The 18,720-nt window shown below is 60.3% G+C and carries 20 protein-coding genes, 1 tRNA gene and 1 pseudogene; 16 read left to right on the top strand and 6 right to left on the bottom strand.

The genetic code is table 11. The features are described 5' to 3' along the window. The first annotated feature begins 524 nt into the window (after positions 1-524). Together NP503_RS23065 and NP503_RS23060 are read left to right on the top strand one after the other, a co-directional pair. Positions 525-908, top strand: coding sequence for a hypothetical protein (locus NP503_RS23065; RefSeq protein WP_127273274.1), 384 nt, complete (start codon positions 525-527; stop codon positions 906-908). Between the two features lie 174 nt (positions 909-1,082). Further along, positions 1,083-1,292 carry a hypothetical protein gene (locus NP503_RS23060; protein ID WP_127270279.1) on the top strand — a complete coding sequence of 70 codons (210 nt, stop codon included), beginning with the start codon at positions 1,083-1,085 and terminating at the stop codon, positions 1,290-1,292. A 77-nt stretch (positions 1,293-1,369) separates the two neighbouring features. Here NP503_RS23060 and NP503_RS23055 read toward each other — a convergent pair whose 3' ends face one another. After that, positions 1,370-2,764, bottom strand: a complete 1,395-nt coding sequence (locus NP503_RS23055) for a recombinase family protein (protein WP_127270278.1) — start codon at positions 2,762-2,764, stop codon at positions 1,370-1,372. Positions 2,765-3,048: 284 nt separating this feature from the next. On the opposite strand from NP503_RS23055, the gene NP503_RS23050 reads away from it, so the two are divergent. Both NP503_RS23050 and NP503_RS23045 read left to right on the top strand, forming a co-directional pair. Continuing rightward, positions 3,049-3,306, top strand: a complete 258-nt coding sequence (locus NP503_RS23050; protein ID WP_306255447.1) for a helix-turn-helix domain-containing protein — start codon at positions 3,049-3,051, stop codon at positions 3,304-3,306. 462 nt (positions 3,307-3,768) lie between these two features. After that, positions 3,769-4,446 (top strand): Crp/Fnr family transcriptional regulator, encoded by a 678-nt coding sequence (locus NP503_RS23045; RefSeq protein WP_127270273.1) that lies wholly within the window; start codon positions 3,769-3,771, stop codon positions 4,444-4,446. On the opposite strand, the pseudogene NP503_RS23040 reads toward NP503_RS23045, so the two are convergent. Both NP503_RS23040 and NP503_RS23035 read right to left on the bottom strand, forming a co-directional pair. Continuing rightward, a pseudogene (locus NP503_RS23040) lies at positions 4,443-4,734 on the bottom strand (hypothetical protein). The gene NP503_RS23045 and the pseudogene NP503_RS23040 overlap by 4 nt on opposite strands. Further along, a complete protein-coding gene (locus tag NP503_RS23035) occupies positions 4,731-4,970 on the bottom strand; it encodes a helix-turn-helix transcriptional regulator (RefSeq protein ID WP_127269309.1) in 240 nt (79 codons plus the stop codon). The pseudogene NP503_RS23040 and the gene NP503_RS23035 overlap by 4 nt, the downstream one beginning before the upstream one ends. A 114-nt stretch (positions 4,971-5,084) precedes the next feature. On the opposite strand from NP503_RS23035, the gene NP503_RS23030 reads away from it, so the two are divergent. The 5 genes from NP503_RS23030 to NP503_RS23010 all read left to right on the top strand — a co-directional run bounded on the left by NP503_RS23030 (position 5,085) and on the right by NP503_RS23010 (position 8,551). Next, entirely contained in the window at positions 5,085-5,771 is a 687-nt protein-coding gene (locus NP503_RS23030) for a hypothetical protein (protein WP_127269310.1), read from the top strand. 104 nt (positions 5,772-5,875) lie between these two features. Continuing rightward, positions 5,876-6,220: a hypothetical protein gene (locus NP503_RS23025; protein ID WP_127272606.1), complete on the top strand. Its 345-nt coding sequence runs from the start codon at positions 5,876-5,878 to the stop codon at positions 6,218-6,220. 438 nt (positions 6,221-6,658) lie between these two features. Next, the gene (locus NP503_RS23020) at positions 6,659-7,003 is read left to right on the top strand and encodes a hypothetical protein (RefSeq protein WP_127272606.1); all 345 of its coding nucleotides are present in this window, start codon (positions 6,659-6,661) and stop codon (positions 7,001-7,003) included. Further along, positions 7,000-7,308 carry a hypothetical protein gene (locus NP503_RS23015; RefSeq protein WP_127269312.1) on the top strand — a complete coding sequence of 103 codons (309 nt, stop codon included), beginning with the start codon at positions 7,000-7,002 and terminating at the stop codon, positions 7,306-7,308. The genes NP503_RS23020 and NP503_RS23015 overlap by 4 nt, the downstream gene beginning before the upstream one ends. An 85-nt stretch (positions 7,309-7,393) precedes the next feature. Next, a complete protein-coding gene (locus NP503_RS23010) occupies positions 7,394-8,551 on the top strand; it encodes a hypothetical protein (RefSeq protein ID WP_164748983.1) in 1,158 nt (385 codons plus the stop codon). Positions 8,552-8,644: 93 nt separating this feature from the next. On the opposite strand, the gene NP503_RS23005 is transcribed toward NP503_RS23010, so the two are convergent. After that, positions 8,645-8,734: transfer RNA gene (locus NP503_RS23005), tRNA-Ser, on the bottom strand. 465 nt (positions 8,735-9,199) lie between these two features. Then, entirely contained in the window at positions 9,200-9,532 is a 333-nt protein-coding gene (locus NP503_RS23000; RefSeq protein ID WP_245456865.1) for a hypothetical protein, read from the bottom strand. A 380-nt stretch (positions 9,533-9,912) separates the two neighbouring features. Between NP503_RS23000 and NP503_RS22995 the strand changes: the two genes are divergently transcribed. The 7 genes from NP503_RS22995 (at position 9,913) to NP503_RS22965 (ending at position 17,586) form a co-directional block, all read left to right on the top strand. After that, on the top strand, positions 9,913-11,145 hold the full coding sequence (locus NP503_RS22995; RefSeq protein ID WP_127273444.1) for a septal ring lytic transglycosylase RlpA family protein: 1,233 nt from the start codon (positions 9,913-9,915) through the stop codon (positions 11,143-11,145). A 103-nt stretch (positions 11,146-11,248) separates the two neighbouring features. Next, positions 11,249-12,412 carry a D-alanyl-D-alanine carboxypeptidase family protein gene (locus tag NP503_RS22990; RefSeq protein WP_174800326.1) on the top strand — a complete coding sequence of 388 codons (1,164 nt, stop codon included), beginning with the start codon at positions 11,249-11,251 and terminating at the stop codon, positions 12,410-12,412. 139 nt (positions 12,413-12,551) lie between these two features. Beyond that, positions 12,552-13,226: a dTMP kinase gene (tmk, locus tag NP503_RS22985; protein WP_164748920.1), complete on the top strand. Its 675-nt coding sequence runs from the start codon at positions 12,552-12,554 to the stop codon at positions 13,224-13,226. Then, positions 13,223-14,278, top strand: coding sequence for a DNA polymerase III subunit delta' (locus NP503_RS22980; protein WP_127269115.1), 1,056 nt, complete (start codon positions 13,223-13,225; stop codon positions 14,276-14,278). Before tmk ends, NP503_RS22980 begins: the two co-directional genes overlap by 4 nt. A gap of 141 nt (positions 14,279-14,419) precedes the next feature. Beyond that, on the top strand, positions 14,420-15,970 hold the full coding sequence (metG, locus tag NP503_RS22975; RefSeq protein WP_127269114.1) for a methionine--tRNA ligase: 1,551 nt from the start codon (positions 14,420-14,422) through the stop codon (positions 15,968-15,970). Continuing rightward, complete coding sequence (locus NP503_RS22970) at positions 15,970-16,764, top strand: TatD family hydrolase (RefSeq protein WP_127269113.1); 795 nt, start codon at positions 15,970-15,972, stop codon at positions 16,762-16,764. The genes metG and NP503_RS22970 overlap by 1 nt, the downstream gene beginning before the upstream one ends. A 3-nt stretch (positions 16,765-16,767) precedes the next feature. Further along, positions 16,768-17,586, top strand: a complete 819-nt coding sequence (locus tag NP503_RS22965; RefSeq protein WP_127269112.1) for an MBL fold metallo-hydrolase — start codon at positions 16,768-16,770, stop codon at positions 17,584-17,586. An 80-nt stretch (positions 17,587-17,666) separates the two neighbouring features. Here the strand turns inward: NP503_RS22965 and NP503_RS22960 are convergent, their stop codons facing one another. Continuing rightward, positions 17,667-18,602, bottom strand: coding sequence for a LysR family transcriptional regulator (locus NP503_RS22960; protein ID WP_127272260.1), 936 nt, complete (start codon positions 18,600-18,602; stop codon positions 17,667-17,669). Positions 18,603-18,720: the final 118 nt, after the last annotated feature.

The raw sequence follows: 18,720 nt of genomic DNA, 5'->3' as shown, positions 1-18,720 counted from the left end.
TAATCAAGGCGGCAATTATCTGAAGGACGGTGTTCCGGGACATGTGGCGGAACATATGCGGAAACAGCCTGTATTGAAAGATGCGGGGCAGGCGGCCGATTTAGCATCAGGTTAGGGCGGCAAGAGTTGGAATCCGCCCGACCATCGCAACTATCCCCGACGCCGCAAGTTGACCTATGCTGGTTGATCCCAGCTACTACAGACCTTGCCCGCTACCGAGAGGTGGCGGGCTTTTTGTCGCGCGATTGACACGCTGCCCGGCCTAAGCCAAAGAGTGACACATTGCGGATTGGCAAAGGGGAATGTCGATGAAGAAGATCTATCAGAAGCCCGTTTTCACGAAGCGTGAGCGACTGTCGTCCGTGACGGCTTCGCCAACCCCATCATCTCTTCCCCCGTTGGATCCGACCTAACCAAATCCGGGGAAGTAGCGAATCGCCGCTCAAGGGCGGTCAAGCAAGCCCGCTGGCCTCACGGCCGGCGGGCTTTTTCATTTCCGAGGGCAAGAACCCGACCAAAGCCCAATGCCGAAGCGCAAAGGTCTGACCCGTGAAACATTGGAGTTCTTTACACGTTTGATGCAGCCGACGTTCAACAGTCCCCTCATCGTCGGTTGGTTGATTACCCGCCACGGCTCGCTTGGCGTGGCGGGTATTCATCACGGAGAGCGCATGCAAACTGGTGAGATCATCGCAACGCCTTCGAAACGGCGTTGGTCGCGGTCCTGGCCCCAGCGGCAAGAACTAGCGGAACCTATTTTTCTGCTGCCCATGAATGATAATCGGCGGCCCAATGGATTGGGACACGAGCTACCGACGGGGTGGCAGCGCGCAGGGGTGCTTATTGCGGCCGCTGCTTTGGTGTCATCCTTGTGCGCCCTGCTGCTGGCATCTTGGATGTCAGGTTGACGGACAGGCCGCAGTGTCCGTTCCGGCCAATGTTTGGTATAAAGGTCTACTCCACCACAACGAGCAGAGGCCTGTGCTTTGGCTGTTCGTGCCAAATGACTTGGCGTAGGTCGCGCATTTTGCGTTTAAAGGGCGTCTGCGGCATTCTACACGGACTTCGGGGAGGTGCGATCAATGCCGATTCGACGGAAAGCGACTGAAGCCGGTGTCTTGCAGCCGTCGGAACTGGCGCTGTTGGGCCGCGTCTTTGAGCAGTTGAAGCTTGATGGCCAGTCGACGGATGCCCGCGACTCCATCGCATCCCGGATCATTGCGAACTTCATGGCCGGCGTGACCGATGAGGCCGAGCTGGTCTCGCTCTCCCGGCAACCGCTCGGCCGCTAGGAGGCAACTAATGGAGGGGATGTTGGCCATGGACGTACAGCCTTGGCCGGCCCGTCACTGCTTCCTCAAGGCTTCGATCACTCTGAGGATGCTGTCGGCCGAGCAGCATGCGCGTTCCGGCGCCGAGCGGCAGTTCGCTGTCGGGCTGCCGAGATACTTTCGCTCGTTGTCGTAGGAAAGCCAGCTAGGCCATAGGCGTTCACAACCGACCCGAAACGCTTGATGAAAAGTTTGTGATTTGGGAGGTGGCGGTCCTTGTCGATCAAAGCGATTGTGATGTAGCCGAACTTTGCGTGCAATCGGCGGATGCCATCTAGCAGATCGTCATCCGAGTAGTATTTACCTCGTTGGCCGGTTGGCGGACATATGAACCCAGCCGCCTTATAGGCGGCCTGTAGGCTCCCGAAGTGCACCCAATATGCATGCGCCGAGGGTGTGTAGGGGCAATTGTTGATTATCGCCTGCGAGAGCTTCTTTTTCTCTCGTAAGAGGCACTTCAGATTTCTGATCATGTCGGGGTCTCGGAGGGCAAAGACCCGTCCCAAGCTGAATTCCCGCTGCACTCGGGCAAATGTTTTAGGTTCAATAATAGGCTCCATCACCCTGGTCCGGACCCAAAGATCAGGAGGGTTGCGGCGCACCGGATTTTTCATTTTGTGGTTGGTCCGGTTGAAGACGTAGTATCCTGTCATCAACTCGTTTCGCAACACGCCTTTGACCCGTCCCCAACGCCATAAGTCGCCATCCGTCGACGGTATCTTTTCGTCATTCAATGTCTTGGCGATGTTCGCAATGCTTTGTTTCTGCGCGAGAAACATGCGAAAAATTCGCCGTACTATTTTGAGCTCCTCGTCAGGTCCAGGCATAAAAACTACGCGGTCTGATTTGAGCCCCTTGCGGTCGCCCGGCCCGAGGAACAATCGCGGCGTTCCGTCATGGCTAACCAAAAAGCGTCTGATGCCATAAGGCACGGGGCCGCCCTGTTTAAATCCGAGGCAAGCTTGCTGAATTTGCGCTCTGTAGATTTTGGCGGAAAGTTCGCGGCTGTACTCGGCCGCCATTACCCGCTTCAGGTTCTTTACGATGCTGGCGACCATGCTGCCGTCATTGTCGAACGGTTCCCCGCAGTAGTGGACATTGATGCCTGCATCGCGGCAGATAAATTCATAGTGCGCGGCCTGGTCCGTATCCTGGAATCGTCCCCACCGGCTGACATCCAGGACGAGGATCACGGAAAAGCCGCCCTGACCAGTCACGACATCCGCGAGCAGTTGCTGTAGTCCGTCCCTCCCTTTCAGACTTAGGCCGCTCTTGCCTGCGTCGGCATACGTGCGGACAACGGCAAAGCCTCTCATCTCGGCATACTCCGAAATGGCCGCTCTTTGATTATCGAGTGAATACCGCTGATGGTCGGTTGACATGCGAAGGTATTGCGCTGCCGGGACGCGAAGAGCAGTCGAGAGTTCGGGCATCGCCGGCGCTCCTTAATACCGTCCGACGGTATTAAGGGAGAGTAACACGGGGCGAATTTGCTGATTAAAGAAAACGGGCGATATCCATTGTCTCAAATCATTTAGTACACTGTAGTGCACACGATCAGGTCGCCGCCGTGCAGCTTGCCGGAGTTCGTCGAGGAACTGGCACCCGTCATCAATGCCGGTCCGATCGACACCTTGGACGCCTTTTCTCTAATTTGGCATTTTATACGCCATCGCGTATATCACCATTTTATACGCATTCGCGTATTCGGAGGACCATGATGCTTGACGCGATAGCGCGCAATGAAAAGCAGATCGGCGCAATCCTGCGGCGCGCCCGTCGGAAAGCAGGGCTTACGCAAGAGGCGCTTGGAGATCGAGTGCACCTCCGCCAGGGCACAATATCGCACCTTGAGGCCGGAAAGCCTGCAGTGCAGCTGCGAACCTTGATGGTAACGCTTTCTTCCCTCGGTCTGGAAATTGTCGTTCGTCGGCGCACCAGGGGCAGCCCTGCTGACTTCGAGGACCTGTTCTAGGGGCGGTGCAAAAGATCACGCACCCAGTGGCAATCAGGATCGTCTAAGGTTCCTGCGGCCGGTGGTCCCTATGCCCGCCGGGGGAACATTTTCGACTAACAAATGTTAATGCGCCTATGGAAATGCCTACTCCACCGGAAGCAGTACCCGATAGGATCCTAATCGCAGCGGCGAGACTGCAAGCGGCGTTGGATGCGAGGAACACGCAGAATAGCATTCAGTCCATGCGTGACGAGGAGGACCTGCGCCACGACTCCGATGAGGAGAACTAGCCCTTCTCCCGCGGCCGGAACTCACGGCGGCTTTGGCTACCTTCTTGGAGAATCCGCCATGGACGCTGACGCCAAAGCGGTTGGCATAAAACGCGATGAGATCGACGGGGAAGTTGACAGCCTGTATAGAACGATCCTTGATGCGATTGTGCATTACGATGCAGGTTCACCAGAATGAATTGGGGAGCGGGTGACGGAGTTTTTCAACCGGCTTTTGAGCGCCTTGGTCTTCCATGATGACCAAAGTGCCCTGATTCCCGAATTGAAGCTTCAGACCTATCCCCCAGGCTACCATTTCGAAACTGCCGACGCTGTGAGTTCATCTGTTTACTTCATTTGCAGCGGGGTGGCAGGTGTAATTGCCAGAAATAACAATAGCGGGGCCGCCGGCATCGCATTAGTTGGACAGGAAGGAATGACCGGGGCCGCGCTCGCCTTCGGGGTTGGGGTTTCCGCACATGACTATGTGGCTCTCACCTCTTGTGATGCCTATGCCCTAGAAGCGGGACGGCTCACTGAGGCTTTTGCGCGCTCCCCGAACATGCGACTGCTGGTCATCCGCTACTTCTACGACTTGGCGGCACAGTTTGCCGGATCGGCTTTCGCTAACGCGCGACAGACAGCGGACGCTAAAATCGCCCGAATGCTCCTGATGCTTCAGGACCGCTTGCCACAACCTTTGCCGATTACGCATGCGCAACTGGCGCTGATGCTGGGTACCCGACGACCAGGCGTCACTCTCGCGTTGCAGACGTTGGAAGGCATGGGCTACATTCGTGCGGGTCGAGGAAAAATCTCGGTGGTTGATCGCGACGGGCTCATCGAAATGAGTGACGGAGTTTATTCTGCAGCGGAACGGCAAGGTTAGGCGCTGCCGTCGGTCTCGCTTTCCTCATCGATCGTCCGGACCGGCAAATAGGCATTCGTTTCCAGCCACTCACGCAAGATGATCTGAATGAGATCCGCCCGGCCTGATCTTCATCTCGGCGGCGATGGAGTTCAGCGCGTCCTCCGTGGCTGGCTCCAGCGGTAGGCCGGCGACGTTCCGGAGCATCAAAGCAGCCCGCCGAAGCATGATCTGAAGATCCGCTCGCGACATGTCGGCGATGCTATCGGCGGCGTTCTCAAGCTCTTCTACGATAGAAAGGCGGGTCATGGCCTTGCCTTCAGCCTGACGCCTGGGCTCCCATGGTTCAGAAACTCGATGCCGGCTTCCTCAAGAACGGTCATCACGGCGCGCACCTTGTCCAAACCGCTGGTCAGTCCTTCGGCGCCCTTCTTTTCCATCGCGCTTATCGTGTTGATGTTGATTCCTGCCCGCTTGGCAAGCGTCCCTTGATCCATGTCAGCAAGCGCCCGAGCAGCGCGAAGCTGGTTTCCTGTAGTGAGCATGTTGTGTCCCCATATCGGTAGACTAGGAATATTTCATAGTTTGCTGTTGACGGCAAGCGAATTGCGGTTCATGGTTAACTAGTAAATGTAACTAGTTCATAGGGAACCAAACACATGCCGAGCACATCTGTTCGGGCTGCCGCCGAAGGCATGCCCAATGTCAACCGCCGCAACCTCTTGCTTGGTGCGGCTGCTTTCTCAACCGCTGCCGCCGTTGTTGCGGTCTCTCCTGCGGCTCACGCCGCGCCGACCAGCCTAGAAGAGGCAATCGCCGCCTGCCAGCGGGCCGAACAGACCTATGTGTCAACAGCGGCTCGGGAAAATGCCATCGCTGACGCGCTTGGCGATAAGCTCTTTCCGAAGTGGACGCCTCCCGGTGGGCTCTCGTCCATCTGGTCGCACCATCCGAAAGCCTTCCGGTCGTCCGGCGACCTCGAAGCCGAGATTGCCCGCAAGAAGGCACAGGTTGATGAGTCGTGGGCGTCGAGTTGCATGGATCGCGCCGGCTACAATCGGTGGATGGCAGGCATCACGTCCGCAGAAACCGAGGGCCTAACCTCGCTGCGCAAACAGGAAGCCGTGACCCACGCCAGCGGTCACCACGACGCCATGCAGCAAGCAGACGACGCAATCGCTGTCTGGAACACGGCGTTTCAAGCTTTAATCAGGCATCCCTGCGTGACGATGGTCGAAGTGAGGGCGAAGGCGGCAGCTCTCATTCATGGCTACGGAGCCCTCGGCGTTGCGGTCGATGACGTCGAGTTTATCGCCTGTCTTGCGTCCTTCTGTGGTGAGGGCTGACCATGGGCGAAGTTGTATACTTTCGCCCGAAGCCGCCGCCTTCCGGGGAACTGGACGAGCTCATCGCATGGCTGAAGCCGGCCTCCGACTGGCGCACCGGCCGCATGCAAATCGAGTTGGCATATCATTTCCGCATGACCGCCGATTTTCGACGCATCCTTGCCACCGATACACATGGGAAGGACAGCGCCGAAGCGGTTTTCCAGCGCGACCTAGCGGACAAGGCCTTCAAGGCTTGGCAAATCCAATGTCTCAAACAGGTCTTCATCCCGGCCCGGTGCGTCCGTGATCTGCGCTGGAAAGAGGATTGGCTTCGCCGCAATGGTGGCGGATCGCCGGAAACCGCGCTCTCTGTCGCCCGCGATGAAGCCGCCTTCGCGGGTCGCATCGAACTCCATTCCCGTCAACAGGCGACGCGAAAGGCAAACAGGAAGGCGGTGCGGTCATGAACGCGCACACCCGCCTTTCCGACCCGACTGTCCGCCGCTCGATCGAGGACGAGATTGAGCGGCTGATTTCGCTGCTGGACTTCGTAGAGCCGGACCCGGATCTAGAACCTTGGCTGGCTGGCGGCATCGAAGTCGTCGGCGCCGATGACAGGGAAGGGGACGACGAGCGAGAGCGCGACGATTGCGACCTCGAAGAGCAGCACGACGCCGAAGCGTACTGTGCGGAAGACTATGGCGATATCGCGTGCTCATTCATGGCTACGGAGCCCTCGGCGTTGCGGTCGATGACGTCGAGTTTATCGCCTGTCTTGCGTCCTTCTGTGGTGAGGGCTGACCATGGGCGAAGTTGTATACTTTCGCCCGAAGCCGCCGCCTTCCGGGGAACTGGACGAGCTCATCGCATGGCTGAAGCCGGCCTCCGACTGGCGCACCGGCCGCATGCAAATCGAGTTGGCATATCATTTCCGCATGACCGCCGATTTTCGACGCATCCTTGCCACCGATACACATGGGAAGGACAGCGCCGAAGCGGTTTTCCAGCGCGACCTAGCGGACAAGGCCTTCAAGGCTTGGCAAATCCAATGTCTCAAACAGGTCTTCATCCCGGCCCGGTGCGTCCGTGATCTGCGCTGGAAAGAGGATTGGCTTCGCCGCAATGGTGGCGGATCGCCGGAAACCGCGCTCTCTGTCGCCCGCGATGAAGCCGCCTTCGCGGGTCGCATCGAACTCCATTCCCGTCAACAGGCGACGCGAAAGGCAAACAGGAAGGCGGTGCGGTCATGAACGCGCACACCCGCCTTTCCGACCCGACTGTCCGCCGCTCGATCGAGGACGAGATTGAGCGGCTGATTTCGCTGCTGGACTTCGTAGAGCCGGACCCGGATCTAGAACCTTGGCTGGCTGGCGGCATCGAAGTCGTCGGCGCCGATGACAGGGAAGGGGACGACGAGCGAGAGCGCGACGATTGCGACCTCGAAGAGCAGCACGACGCCGAAGCGTACTGTGCGGAAGACTATGGCGATATCGCGTGGTCGAACGATACCGACATGCCGCAAGAGGGGTCGGATTGGCATCGCAACGGCTGGTGACCCCCGTATCGTCAAATAGTGGACATAGAGCCCGCTGCCTCATGGTGGCGGGCCTTTCTATTCTTTGTGTTGAACGATGTAGCTATTGCTGATGGCGTTGCCCCCAACGCCCCGCGTGACAACAACGGTGGTGTACCCGGCGGGCAGTGAACCGGTGACAGTCTCGTCGACAGGATGGCATCGTCCGACGATTTCACCGTTTGGCGCACCTGCGAGCCTGTCTTTCAGAGATGCCCGACACGCGTCGAACGACGCATATGTCGTCGGCGCGGCCTCAATGGGCTTGCAGACGGCAGCCTGGCCTGGGCTGCAAGAGAGTAAAAGCAATACTGCTGCGGTTGCGGGGTCCATTGTCGAAGCTCCACTGAGACCAGCCTCAACGCGGATCGAAGGCCTTTGTTGCACAGGCAGCCCCGGCGGCGACCCGCTGCCGAGAGATGGCGGGCTTTTCATTTGGTGGTGGAGCGTAGCGGGATTAGCGGGCACAAGCTTTCCCACTATCTTGCGCGGTCATGTCTCCAAGCTCCACCGTGCCAGGATGGCCCGCGATCCGATAAAGCACCTCGAAGCACAACACCGATACCTAACCAAAAATCGCGAAAAAGTCTTGGCAAGGAAACGTTCGCCAGAAGCTAGGGAAAAGAAGAAAAAATGGAGAGCTGAGAACCGTCAAAAAGACTTGGACTACGGGCGAAGGTATCGTGAGACACATAAGGAGATACGTGCAGCGGCCAAGAAAGCTTGGCGTCTAGCCAATCCGGAAAAAGTGGTTGCGTACTACCATGCGTACAGAGCTGGTCATCTGGATGAAACCCGGATTTCCCAACGAAAATACTTTGTCGAACATCGCCAGGAAATCTATAAGAAGCAGGCCGCGTGGATGCTGCGAAAGAAATCAATCAACACCATGCGCCACGACCCGGACACGGTCTATCGGGTGGTGAGCCGGGCGGTCAGTTCAGGACTTCCGCGCTTCATGCGTGATGATGTTATCGCCTCGATGCTCCTGGCTGTGCTCGAAGGCAAGCTACTGCTGGAGCACGTCGGTGCGCGGATGAAGGATTACGTCACCGGCTACAACCGTGAATACGACACGTTCAAAACGCTCTCGCTCGATGCGCCGATGGGAGGGACTGATCTCAGGCGAATCGACCTGCTTGAGGCACCGGCGCCGTATGAGCCCGAGGACGACGAGGATGACGACATGGTCATGCTCAGGGGAGGGCAATCGCTCTGGCGATAAGTCGTCATTGAACGAAAAAGTTAGGAACTGAGTTAGGAACCGAATAAGGCGAGAGCGATTTACTCCGCTTTTTCAATTAGTTAATTAGAATTCTGGCGGAGGAAGTGGGATTCGAACCCACGGTGAGCTTGCACCCACGCCGGTTTTCAAGACCGGTGCCTTAAACCGCTCGGCCATTCCTCCATCGTGATTCTTCAACCACTTGGGTAGCACGAGGCCAGCTCGTTTGGCCTGTTGGCACCGGATTGGCACCGAAGGCGCTCCCGGCTGGTTCACGCCTCATTCCTGTAAAGCGGCATTGAGGGCTGCGTCAACCACCGCTGCGTCGGTTCCTGCTTTCCTGGGCAGACTCTGAGCGTGTCGGGATCGAGCGCCGGGACTATCGCGGTCCAATGGTGCATGAAGAAGAAGCCCGCCGCGGGCGTTGCCCGAGATGTGAGGCGCTGCAGTGCTTGCATGCAGGGGCCCAGGCAAGGGCGCGATCCGGCTATCGACCGGAACCATCAAGCAACCGGGCGGACGGGTTAATCCCCACAGGGCCAACCTCTTGGGACGGCTGCGGTATTTCCCCAAAAATTTAGTTCGCCAAGGGAACAGCTGCTGGTGAGGAAGGCCGAAGCTGCAATTTGGCTCCGGCCTGAGCGGTCCTCAGTCTTTGCAGCTTTCATCGGCCTTTGCCGCCGCGGCCTTATCACCATGCTGCTGCGCCTCAATGTCCTGCTGCGAGGTTGCGAGATTCTTGTCCCCGCCGCCTTCAGCGCCCGCCAATGGCATTGTGGCGCCATCCTTGGCGGTTGGCTTGCCCGCGCTGTCCGTGGCTTTCGGGGCCTCTAAGGGCGCGTGAGTTCCATCTTTCGAAATGCCGGCGGTCTGCTCGGCATCCGTCCCGGCATTGGAAGCCGACTTGTCCGGGCATGCGGCGATCGCAGACCCGGCAGAAAGTGACATTGCGATCGCGATTGTCAATGAAGCCATTTTCATCATGCTCATCCTTCTGTTCGAGTGCCCTGCGGATGAAACTAGCGGCGCATTTCTTTGTTCCGGACTATCGGTCCGCTGCCCGACAAAGCCTGTCAACGGGCAGGTATGGCCGGCAGGAGCGAAGCCAGGCTCTCTGTGGCAGAGGGCATCACATCTCTCGCGTGGAAGCGCGAAAATCGTTACTTTTCAGAGGGCTCTTGCGGTGGAGACGCCACAATCTTGCCCGGTTGCGGCCACAATCGGTTAATACCGTGATAAGCAATTCCTGCGCACAAAGGATCGGGGTTCGAAGGCGTCGCTGGTATTGGTCGGGTGAGTGTTTCGGCTTCTTCGACGGTTGGATACGACGTCTAGGCAAGACTGAAGGGGACATCAGGAAAATGCAGGCTGTGACGCAACCGCGTCTTCGTCGCGCTGCTACAGTCGCGTTGTTCGCCATGTCGGCCGCCTTGCTGGCGGCTTGTGCGTCGCAGCCCGAGCCGAAAGCGATGGTCTACAAGAAGACCCGCTCCAAGGAATATTTCGCCGAATCCGAATATGGCGTGAAGGCAAGCCCGCGTGTGATCTCCCAGAATGGGCGCATCCAACGTGGCGGCGGCAGGGATCAGCTCGGCAAACCCTATCAGGTCCGCGGCAAGTGGTATTACCCGAAGGAAGACAAGCGCTACGCCAAGGTCGGCCTGGCCTCCTGGTATGGCGATGCCTTCCATGGCCGGCTTACCGCCAATGGCGAAGTCTACGACATGACCCACCTGACCGCAGCGCACCCGACCATGCCGCTGCCAAGCTATGCCCGTGTCACCAATCTCAAGACCGGCAGTTCGGTCATCGTTCGCGTCAACGATCGCGGCCCATATCACGAAGGCCGCATCATCGATGTGTCGGAGCGCGCTGCCCAGATGCTTGACTATGTCAACACCGGCACCGCTCAGGTGAAGGTCGAATATGTCGGCCGCGCGCCGCTTGACGGCGATGACGACCAATATCTGATGGCTTCCTACCATCCCGGCAACAGGGTGCCCGACCCGTCGGACGGACTGCCGACCGGCGTCATGGTCGCCATGAACGGGCCGTCGCCAAGCCTGCCTGCGGGCAGCGCGGCCGTGCCGTTTCCGGGCCAGTTGACCGATTCCGGTTCTGTCCAGCCGGTCATGTCGGCGCAGTCGTCGGCGTATGGCGATCTGGCGCTTCCGGATTTCGGCCCGATCGTGCCGGAACGCCCGCAGATCAATCTGCCGCCGCAATCACCGTTTGCCATGGCCTCGCTGTCCTATGCCGACGAGCGGGTCGAACGCGCCTCAAGTGCCTTCGCCGCGATGGGTGGCGACGGGATGTCGCCGGCCGACGTGCTTCAATCGTGGAAGCGGCAGCCGCCACCGGCCGGTCCGTCCACCGACTACGTCGCTGCCGGTTCGTTCGAGGATGCCGGAGAAGCCAAGCGTATTGCCGCTCAGCTTGCCGCCTTCGGCAAGATCGAGATCCAGCGTTCGGAACTCGACGGCGAGGATTGGTATTCGGTCAATCTCTATCCCGATGGCCACCGCAATCTGGACGAGATGTTGCAGGCTGCCTGGTCGCATGGCGCTCCCGATGCGCTGGCTGTGCGCAACTGAGTACAAGCCAGGCTGGATTTCGGCTACGCGGTTGATCCGCCGTGCAAAAAGCCCGATACTTTTTGCGGGCTTGCCGGCGGTGCCGGCCAACGGGTCGAACATCATGCAATTTCGCTTGCTCCCGCTCGCCGGGCTTCTGGTTTTTGGCCTGCTGCTGTTTTTCCAGGCTCCGGCCGGCGCGCAGCTGTTCGAGACCAAGGCCGCACAGGCCTTCATGATCGACGCCGAGACCGGGACGGTGCTGTTTTCCAAGGATGCCGACAAGCCGATACCGCCGGCCTCAATGGCCAAACTGATGACCATGGAAGTGGTTTTCAACGCCATCAAGTCTGGTCGCCTGAAGCTCGACGATACGTTCGTCGTCAGCGAAAACGCCTGGCGCAAGGGTGGCGCGCCTTCGGGGACATCGACGATGTTCGCCAAGCTCAAGTCGTCGATCCGGCTCGAAGACCTGATTCAGGGCGTGACCGTGCAGGCGGCCAATGACGGCTGCATCATCATCGCCGAAGGCATGTCGGGATCCGAGGACAATTTTGCCGCGCAGATGACCGAACGGGCCCGCCAGATCGGCCTCAAGACGTCGACTTTCGTCAATTCGACCGGCCTGCCGGCGGATGGCCAACAGACGACCGTGCGCGAGCTGGCGCAGCTCGCCCTGCACCTGTGGCGTGATTATCCGGATTTCTACCGCTACTACGGCCAGAAGGATTTTACCTGGAACAAGATCTCGCAGAGGAACCGCAATCCGCTGCTGGCGATGGACATCGGCGCCGACGGCCTGGCGGTCGGTGCGAGCGAGGCAGCCGGCTTCGGCATCGTCGGTACGGTCAGTCACAACGGCACACGGGTGATCGCGGCGATGAGCGGGCTGGCCTCGGACAAGGAGCGTGCCGAAGAGGCGCGAAAGCTGCTCGACTGGGGTGTCCGCTCGTTCGAGAAGACCGAAATCTTCGCCAGGGACGAGGTGGTTGGAGAAGCCCAGGTTTTTGGCGGCGCCAAGCCCGGGGTGATGCTGAAGGCCAAGGGTCCGATCGACATCTTCCTGCCGATCACCAATCGCGACAAGCTGACGGCCAGGATCGTCTATGACGGCCCGATTGCAGCACCGGTGGAGGAGGGGCAGCCGGTGGGCGCGCTGCGCGTCTGGATCGGCGATACGCTGAGCCAGGAGACGCCGCTTTTCGCCGCCGAATCGATCGGCGTCGGCACGCTGCCGCAGCGCGCCCTCGATGCAGTCAAGGAACTGGCGGTCGGCTGGCTGCGCTAAGGCACGTCGCTCAAATCTGACCATGGTTTTGGCGAACGACGTGCATGAAAGCAAAAAATGACGGCATGGACGTTTGGCCGAACGCGGACTATCTAGAGCGCTACAATCCCATTCAGCCATGGACAAGAAGGCCTCTCGGTTGGCACGCGGTTTTTTCATCACCTTCGAAGGCGGCGAGGGGGCAGGCAAGTCGACGCAGATCGAGCGGCTGGCCAGGAAGATGCGCGCCAAGAAATACGATGTGCTGCTTACCCGCGAACCTGGCGGCTCGCCGGGCGCCGAAGCCGTCAGGCATGTGCTGCTTTCGGGCGCGGCCGAACCGTTCGGACCGAAGATGGAAGCGCTGCTTTTCGCCGCCGCGCGGTCCGATCATGTCGAGCAGCTCATCCGGCCGGCGGTCGAGCGTGGCTCCATCGTGCTTTGCGACCGCTTCCTCGATTCCTCACGCGTCTACCAGGGCGTCACAGGCGGCATCGATCCGGCGTTCATGGATGCGCTGGAGCAGGTCGCCATCAACGGCATGATGCCGGACATGACGCTGATCTTCGACATCGATCCGGCGGAAGGCCTGAGGCGCGCAACGCTGCGGCGCGGCACCGAGGCAGTCGCCGACCGCTTCGAAAAGGAGACGCTGGCGATCCATCAGGCCCGCCGCGAGGCGTTTCTGGCGATCGCCAAGGCCGAGCCGGAGCGCTGCATCGTCATCGACGCAGCCGCCGAGCCCGACGCGGTCGAGAACGTCGTCACCGCGGCGGTGTTCGCGGCACTGGCGGCGAGAACGCCGGCACGCGACAGGCAGGCAACGCCGGCATGATCTTCGAGCGCATTGCACCCGAGCAGCACGACACGCTCGACGGCGTGCCGGAGCCCTCCGAAACGCCCCTTCTGGTCGGGCACGGCCAGGCTGCGGGCGTGCTCACCGCTGCCTATCGGGCGGGCAAGCTGCCTCATGCACTGATCTTCTCCGGACCGGTCGGCATCGGCAAGGCGACGCTCGCCTTCCACCTTGCGCATCATCTGTTGAAGCACCCGGATTTTGCGAACGCGCCGGAAAGCCTTGCCGCTCCCGATCCGGCGTCGTCGCTGTTCCGCCAGATCGCAACCGGGGCGCATCCTTCCGTGCTGCATCTGACCCGGCCGTTGAACGACAAGACCAAGAGTTTCAAGACAGTCGTCACCGTCGATGAGATCCGCAAGGTCAGCCGCTTCCTGTCGCTGACCTCGCACGACGGCAGCTATCGGGTGGTCATCGTCGATCCCGCCGACGACATGAACACCAATGCCGCCAATGCGTTGCTGAAAAATCTTGAAGAGCCGCCGGCACGGACGCTGTTCATCCTGATTGTCCACGCGCCGGGCAGCCTGCTGCCGACGATCCGGTCGCGCTGTCAGGTGGTGCGATTGAACCCGCTCGACGCCGACGACCTGATGACGGTGCTGGAAACGACCGAGCCGGCGCCGCCTGGCGATCCGGCGGCTCGCGCGGCACTGGTCGGGCGGGCAGGGGGCAGCGCCCGCAACGCGATCCTGTTGACGCAGTATGGCGGGCTGGAGATCGCCTCCACGCTCGACGCTCTGGTCACCGGCAGAAAGAGCGATGTCGGCGGCGCGTTTCGCCTCGCCGAAGCCGTGGCCGGCCGCGATCAGGCGATCCAGTTCGATATCTTCAACCGCCGGGCGCTGGACCTGTTGTCGGACGCGGCAAGTCAGGCAGCACTGGCGGGCGATCTCGCACGGGCCAAAAAATTGTCGGACACTTGGCATGAGGCGCTGGACGCTATATCTGAGACCGATACCTACAATCTCGACAAGAAGCAGCACGCCCTGATCATGATCGACCGCCTGAATTCTGCAATGCGAATGTGACGGTTTTCCCGATGCATGCCGTTGTCCCCAAAACCGGGGCCACTTTTGGGCGGCATGCATTGGCATCGGGATGGCAAATGCTGCCTCGATACGATATCCACCGCCACGCCTTTCCATTCAGACATTCATGACGGTTCATTCATGTCACGCGACAAGTTCTACATCACCACCCCGATCTTTTATCCGAACGGCAAGCCGCATATCGGCCACGCCTATACGGTCATTGCAACCGATGCCCTGGCGCGCTTCCAGCGCCTGGATGGCAAGGACGTATTCTTCCTGACCGGTACCGACGAACACGGTCTGAAGATGCAGCAAACGGCCGAGAAGGAAGACATAACGCCGCTGGCGCTGGCCGACCGCAATTCGGCGATTTTCCGCGCCATGACCGATGCGATGGGTGGCTCGAACGACGACTACATCCGCACGACGGAACCGCGCCACTACGAATCCTGCCAGGCAATCTGGAAGGCGATGGCCGCCAATGGCGACATCTATCTCGACCGCTATAGCGGCTGGTACTCGGTGCGCCAGGAAGCCTATTTCGACGAAGGTGAGACGATCGTCGGCGACGACGGCGTGCGTCGCGAACCGCTTGGATCGCCCGTCGAATGGAACGAGGAAGAAAGCTACTTCTTCAGGCTTTCCGCCTATCAGGACAAATTGCTGGCGCTTTATGAGAGCCAGCCCGACTTTGTCGGTCCGACCGAGCGCCGCAACGAGGTGCTCAGCTTCGTCAAGTCCGGGCTGAAGGATCTGTCGATCTCGCGCACGACCTTCAAATGGGGCGTGCCGGTGCCGGGCGACGACAAGCATGTGATGTATGTCTGGGTCGATGCCTTGACCAACTACATCACCGCCGCCGGCTATCCCGACACAAAGGCCGAGCAATGGCGCTATTGGCCGGCTACGCACATCATCGGCAAGGACATTGTCCGCTTCCATGCGGTCTATTGGCCGGCCTTTCTGATGTCGGCGGGCATCGAGTTGCCAAAGCGCGTTTTCGCGCATGGCTTCCTGTTCAACCGCGGCGAGAAGATGTCGAAATCGGTTGGCAACGTCGTGGATCCATTCGCGATGGTCGAGCACTACGGTCTCGACCAGGTGCGCTACTTCTTCCTGCGCGAGGTGCCCTTCGGCAACGACGGCAGCTACAGCCATGACGCGATCGTCAACCGCACCAATGCCGACCTTGCCAATGGTCTCGGCAACCTGGCGCAGCGCTCGCTGTCGATGATCGCCAAGAACTGCGGCGGCGTGGTGCCACAGCGCGGCGACCTGACGGATGCCGACAGCGCGATCCTGGACCAGGCCGTCGCCGCTCTCGACACCGCGCGCAAGGCGATGGCCGAGCAGGGCATCCATCTGGCGCTGGCGTCGATCTTCGGCGTGGTGGCGGAAGCCGATCGCTACTTTGCCGGAGAGGCGCCATGGGCGTTGAAGAAGACCAACCCGGTGCGCATGGAAACGGTGCTGTGGACGACCGCCGAAGTCGTGCGCCGCGTGGCGGTGCTGTGTCTGCCCTTTACTCCGGGATCAGCCGCCAAACTGCTCGATCTGCTGGCGGTGCCGGCGGACAGCCGCGATTTCGCGCATGTCCACGCGGACCATGCGCTGGTGCCGGGCACCGCGTTACCCGTGCCGGAAGGGGTTTTCCCACGTTACGTCGACCAGCCGGACGCGAACGTCTGATGCTCGTCGACAGCCACTGCCATCTGGATTTTCCAGATTTCGCCGAGGAGCGGGCTTCCATTGTCGCTCGCGCCAAGGCGGCCGGTATAGGCCGCATGGTGACGATCTCAACTCGCGTGAAGAGATTTCAGCAAATTATTGAAATTGCAGAGACTTTCGACGAAATATACTGTTCGGTCGGCACCCATCCGCACAATGCCGCGGAAGAGCTAGACGTAACATCTGCCGATCTGGTACGGCTGGCCGCCCACCCGAAAGTGGTTGCGATCGGCGAGGCCGGTCTCGACTATTTCTACGACAAGGCGCCACGCGATGCGCAGGCACAAGGCTTTCGCAATCACATCGCCGCCGCACGCGAAACGGGGCTGCCGCTGGTCATCCATTCGCGCGATGCCGATGCAGATATGGCTGATATTCTTGAGGCCGAAACGGGGAAGGGCGCCTTCCCCTTCATCCTGCATTGCTTTTCTTCCGGACATAGGCTCGCCGAAATTGGCGTCGCTCTCGGCGGCTACGTGTCGTTCTCGGGTATCCTGACCTTCAAGAATTCGGCTGAGTTGCGCGCCATTGCCGCCGATGTGCCGCATGACCGCCTGCTGGTCGAAACCGACGCGCCCTACCTGGCGCCCGTGCCGTTTCGCGGCAAACGCAACGAGCCGGCCTATGTCGCCCATACCGCCAAGGTGCTGGCCGAAACCATCGGCGTCAGCGAAGCTGAAATCGCCGATCTGACGACGGATAATTTCTTCCGGCTGTTCGGCAAGATGCCGCGGCCTGTAGAGCAAAGCGCCTGAACGATGACCGACCGGCTGCGCCTCACCATTCTCGGCTGCGGCTCGTCGCCGGGTACGCCGCGCATCACCGGCGACTGGGGCAATTGCGACCCCGACAACCCGAAGAACCGGCGCACGCGTGCCGCCGCACTCGTCGAGCGGATCGCGTCGAATGGCGGCCGCACGACTGTGGTCATCGACACGGGGCCGGATTTTCGGCAGCAGATGCTGCTGGCCGGCGTTAAACGTATCGATTCGGTCGTCTATACCCACCCGCATGCCGACCATATCCATGGCATCGACGATCTGCGCGGCTTCGTTCTCGATCAGCGCCAGCTGATCGACGTTCATGCCGACAGGGCGACGATGCTTCGGCTGCGGGAAGCGTTCGGATACTGTTTCGAGACGCCGCAAGGCAGTTCCTATCCGCCGATCGTCAGGCCGCATCTCATCGACCACACCAGGCCGGTGGTCATCGAAGGAGAGGGGGGTACCCTCACCCTCGAGCCGCTGCCGCAGATCCACGGCGACATCGTATCGCTCGGTTTCCGCATCGGCGGCCTCGCCTATTGCCCCGACATCAGCGACTTTCCGGAACCCACCGCCGAACGGCTGCGCGCCCTCGACGTGCTGATCATCGACGCGCTGCAATACCGGACACATCCTAGTCACCTGTCCCTTGGCGAAGCGCTTGATTGGATCGAGCGGCTGGCGCCGATACATGCGGTGCTGACGCATATGCACGTGCCGCTCGACTACGCAACGGTGGTGGCCGAGACACCAGCCAATGTCGAACCAGCCTATGATGGGATGATGATTGAAATCCCTTACGAATCAGCGTGAAAGAAACAGAACTTCATGACCGGCTCCAGGGCTCGCGTACCCAAAGCGCTGCCGATGCCGGTATGCATGACGACGTGACCTCACCGTCTCGGATACGCTGCCCGGCACACGGCCATCACAGTATCGCGAAGCCAGCGATGGGCCGGGTCGGCGTCCATTCGCGGATGCCACATCGCCGATATCTTGAACTCCGGCGTGGGGACCGGGACTTCGAAGGTCGCAAGACCCGATGTGACAGGGAGATCGCTCGTCAAGCTGTTGCCCAGGCATGAATGCGGCACCAGCGCGACCAGATCCGATTGGCGTGCAATCCGCATTGCATCCGGATATCCAGGCACGACGACCCTTATCGCCCGTTTAAGCCCCAGCTTCTCCAGGGCGGCATCGACGGGCTCGATTCTCTCCCCATCCTTGGACGCCAAGACATGGTCGCAGGCGGCATATCTTTCTGCGGTCACCGCCGCGCGCTCGAGAAGAGGATGTCCAATTCGGGCCACGCCGACAAGCTTGTCATGGAACAGGAACTGGGTGCGTATCTCCGGCGCGGACGTTCCAAGCAGGCCGATCTCCAGATCAATGAGCCCCTCCCTTAGCGGCCGCGCGTCTTTGTCAGGTTTGGGGACAAAGCGAAGGCAGATCCGTGGGGCTGCCCGAGTGACCGCGGCCACGACGGGGCCAGACAGAAATTCCAGAAATGCCTCGCTCACTCGGACGGTAAATGTCAGTTCGAGCGACGCGACGTCCATATGCGTGATCTGCGGCCGGAGCACTGCTTGCACGTCCCGCGCAAGCTCATGGACGCGCTCGCGCAGTTCGGCAGCGCGCGGTGTCGGCACCAGGCCTCGCCCGGCGCGAACGAGCAGCGGGTCGCCTGTTGCTGCCCGAAGTCGCGTGAGCGTCCGGCTCATGGCCGATGCGCTCAAGCCGAGGCGACGGGCTGCCCCTGTCACGCTGCCCTCGGCGAGCAGCACATCCAGTGCGACGAGAAGGTTCAGGTCCACATCAACATTGGTCATGACCTGAGCCTATCCCAGCCGCGTCGCCAGACATAGCGTTTGATGCAACCATACTTTGACTTTGATGCGTCTGGCGCCCTGCGCACGGCCGCTTATATCGGCTGTCGGACCAACATCG

The sequence above is a fragment of the Mesorhizobium sp. SEMIA396 genome, assembly GCF_024518615.1.
Lineage (GTDB): Bacteria > Pseudomonadota > Alphaproteobacteria > Rhizobiales > Rhizobiaceae > Mesorhizobium.
The sequence above is the reverse complement of the archived record's forward strand: the minus strand, read 5'-3'. Positions and strand labels throughout refer to the sequence as shown.

Bases quoted from the DNA above. Each gene is read 5' to 3' on its own strand.
- NP503_RS23030 (WP_127269310.1), top strand. From the start codon at position 5,085: ATGCCGAGCACATCTGTTCGGGCTGCCGCCGAAGGCATGCCCAATGTC.
- metG (WP_127269114.1), top strand. From the start codon at position 14,420: ATGTCACGCGACAAGTTCTACATCACCACCCCGATCTTTTATCCGAAC.
- NP503_RS22990 (WP_174800326.1), top strand. From the start codon at position 11,249: ATGCAATTTCGCTTGCTCCCGCTCGCCGGGCTTCTGGTTTTTGGCCTG.
- NP503_RS23020 (WP_127272606.1), top strand. From the start codon at position 6,659: ATGCAAATCGAGTTGGCATATCATTTCCGCATGACCGCCGATTTTCGA.
- NP503_RS22965 (WP_127269112.1), top strand. From the start codon at position 16,768: ATGACCGACCGGCTGCGCCTCACCATTCTCGGCTGCGGCTCGTCGCCG.
- NP503_RS23060 (WP_127270279.1), top strand. From the start codon at position 1,083: ATGCCGATTCGACGGAAAGCGACTGAAGCCGGTGTCTTGCAGCCGTCG.
- NP503_RS23025 (WP_127272606.1), top strand. From the start codon at position 5,876: ATGCAAATCGAGTTGGCATATCATTTCCGCATGACCGCCGATTTTCGA.
- NP503_RS22960 (WP_127272260.1), bottom strand. From the start codon at position 18,602: ATGACCAATGTTGATGTGGACCTGAACCTTCTCGTCGCACTGGATGTG.
- NP503_RS22970 (WP_127269113.1), top strand. From the start codon at position 15,970: ATGCTCGTCGACAGCCACTGCCATCTGGATTTTCCAGATTTCGCCGAG.
- NP503_RS23035 (WP_127269309.1), bottom strand. From the start codon at position 4,970: ATGCTCACTACAGGAAACCAGCTTCGCGCTGCTCGGGCGCTTGCTGAC.
- NP503_RS23015 (WP_127269312.1), top strand. From the start codon at position 7,000: ATGAACGCGCACACCCGCCTTTCCGACCCGACTGTCCGCCGCTCGATC.
- NP503_RS23050 (WP_306255447.1), top strand. From the start codon at position 3,049: ATGATGCTTGACGCGATAGCGCGCAATGAAAAGCAGATCGGCGCAATC.
- NP503_RS23065 (WP_127273274.1), top strand. From the start codon at position 525: ATGCCGAAGCGCAAAGGTCTGACCCGTGAAACATTGGAGTTCTTTACA.
- NP503_RS23000 (WP_245456865.1), bottom strand. From the start codon at position 9,532: ATGAAAATGGCTTCATTGACAATCGCGATCGCAATGTCACTTTCTGCC.
- NP503_RS23055 (WP_127270278.1), bottom strand. From the start codon at position 2,764: ATGCCCGAACTCTCGACTGCTCTTCGCGTCCCGGCAGCGCAATACCTT.
- NP503_RS22980 (WP_127269115.1), top strand. From the start codon at position 13,223: ATGATCTTCGAGCGCATTGCACCCGAGCAGCACGACACGCTCGACGGC.
- NP503_RS22995 (WP_127273444.1), top strand. From the start codon at position 9,913: ATGCAGGCTGTGACGCAACCGCGTCTTCGTCGCGCTGCTACAGTCGCG.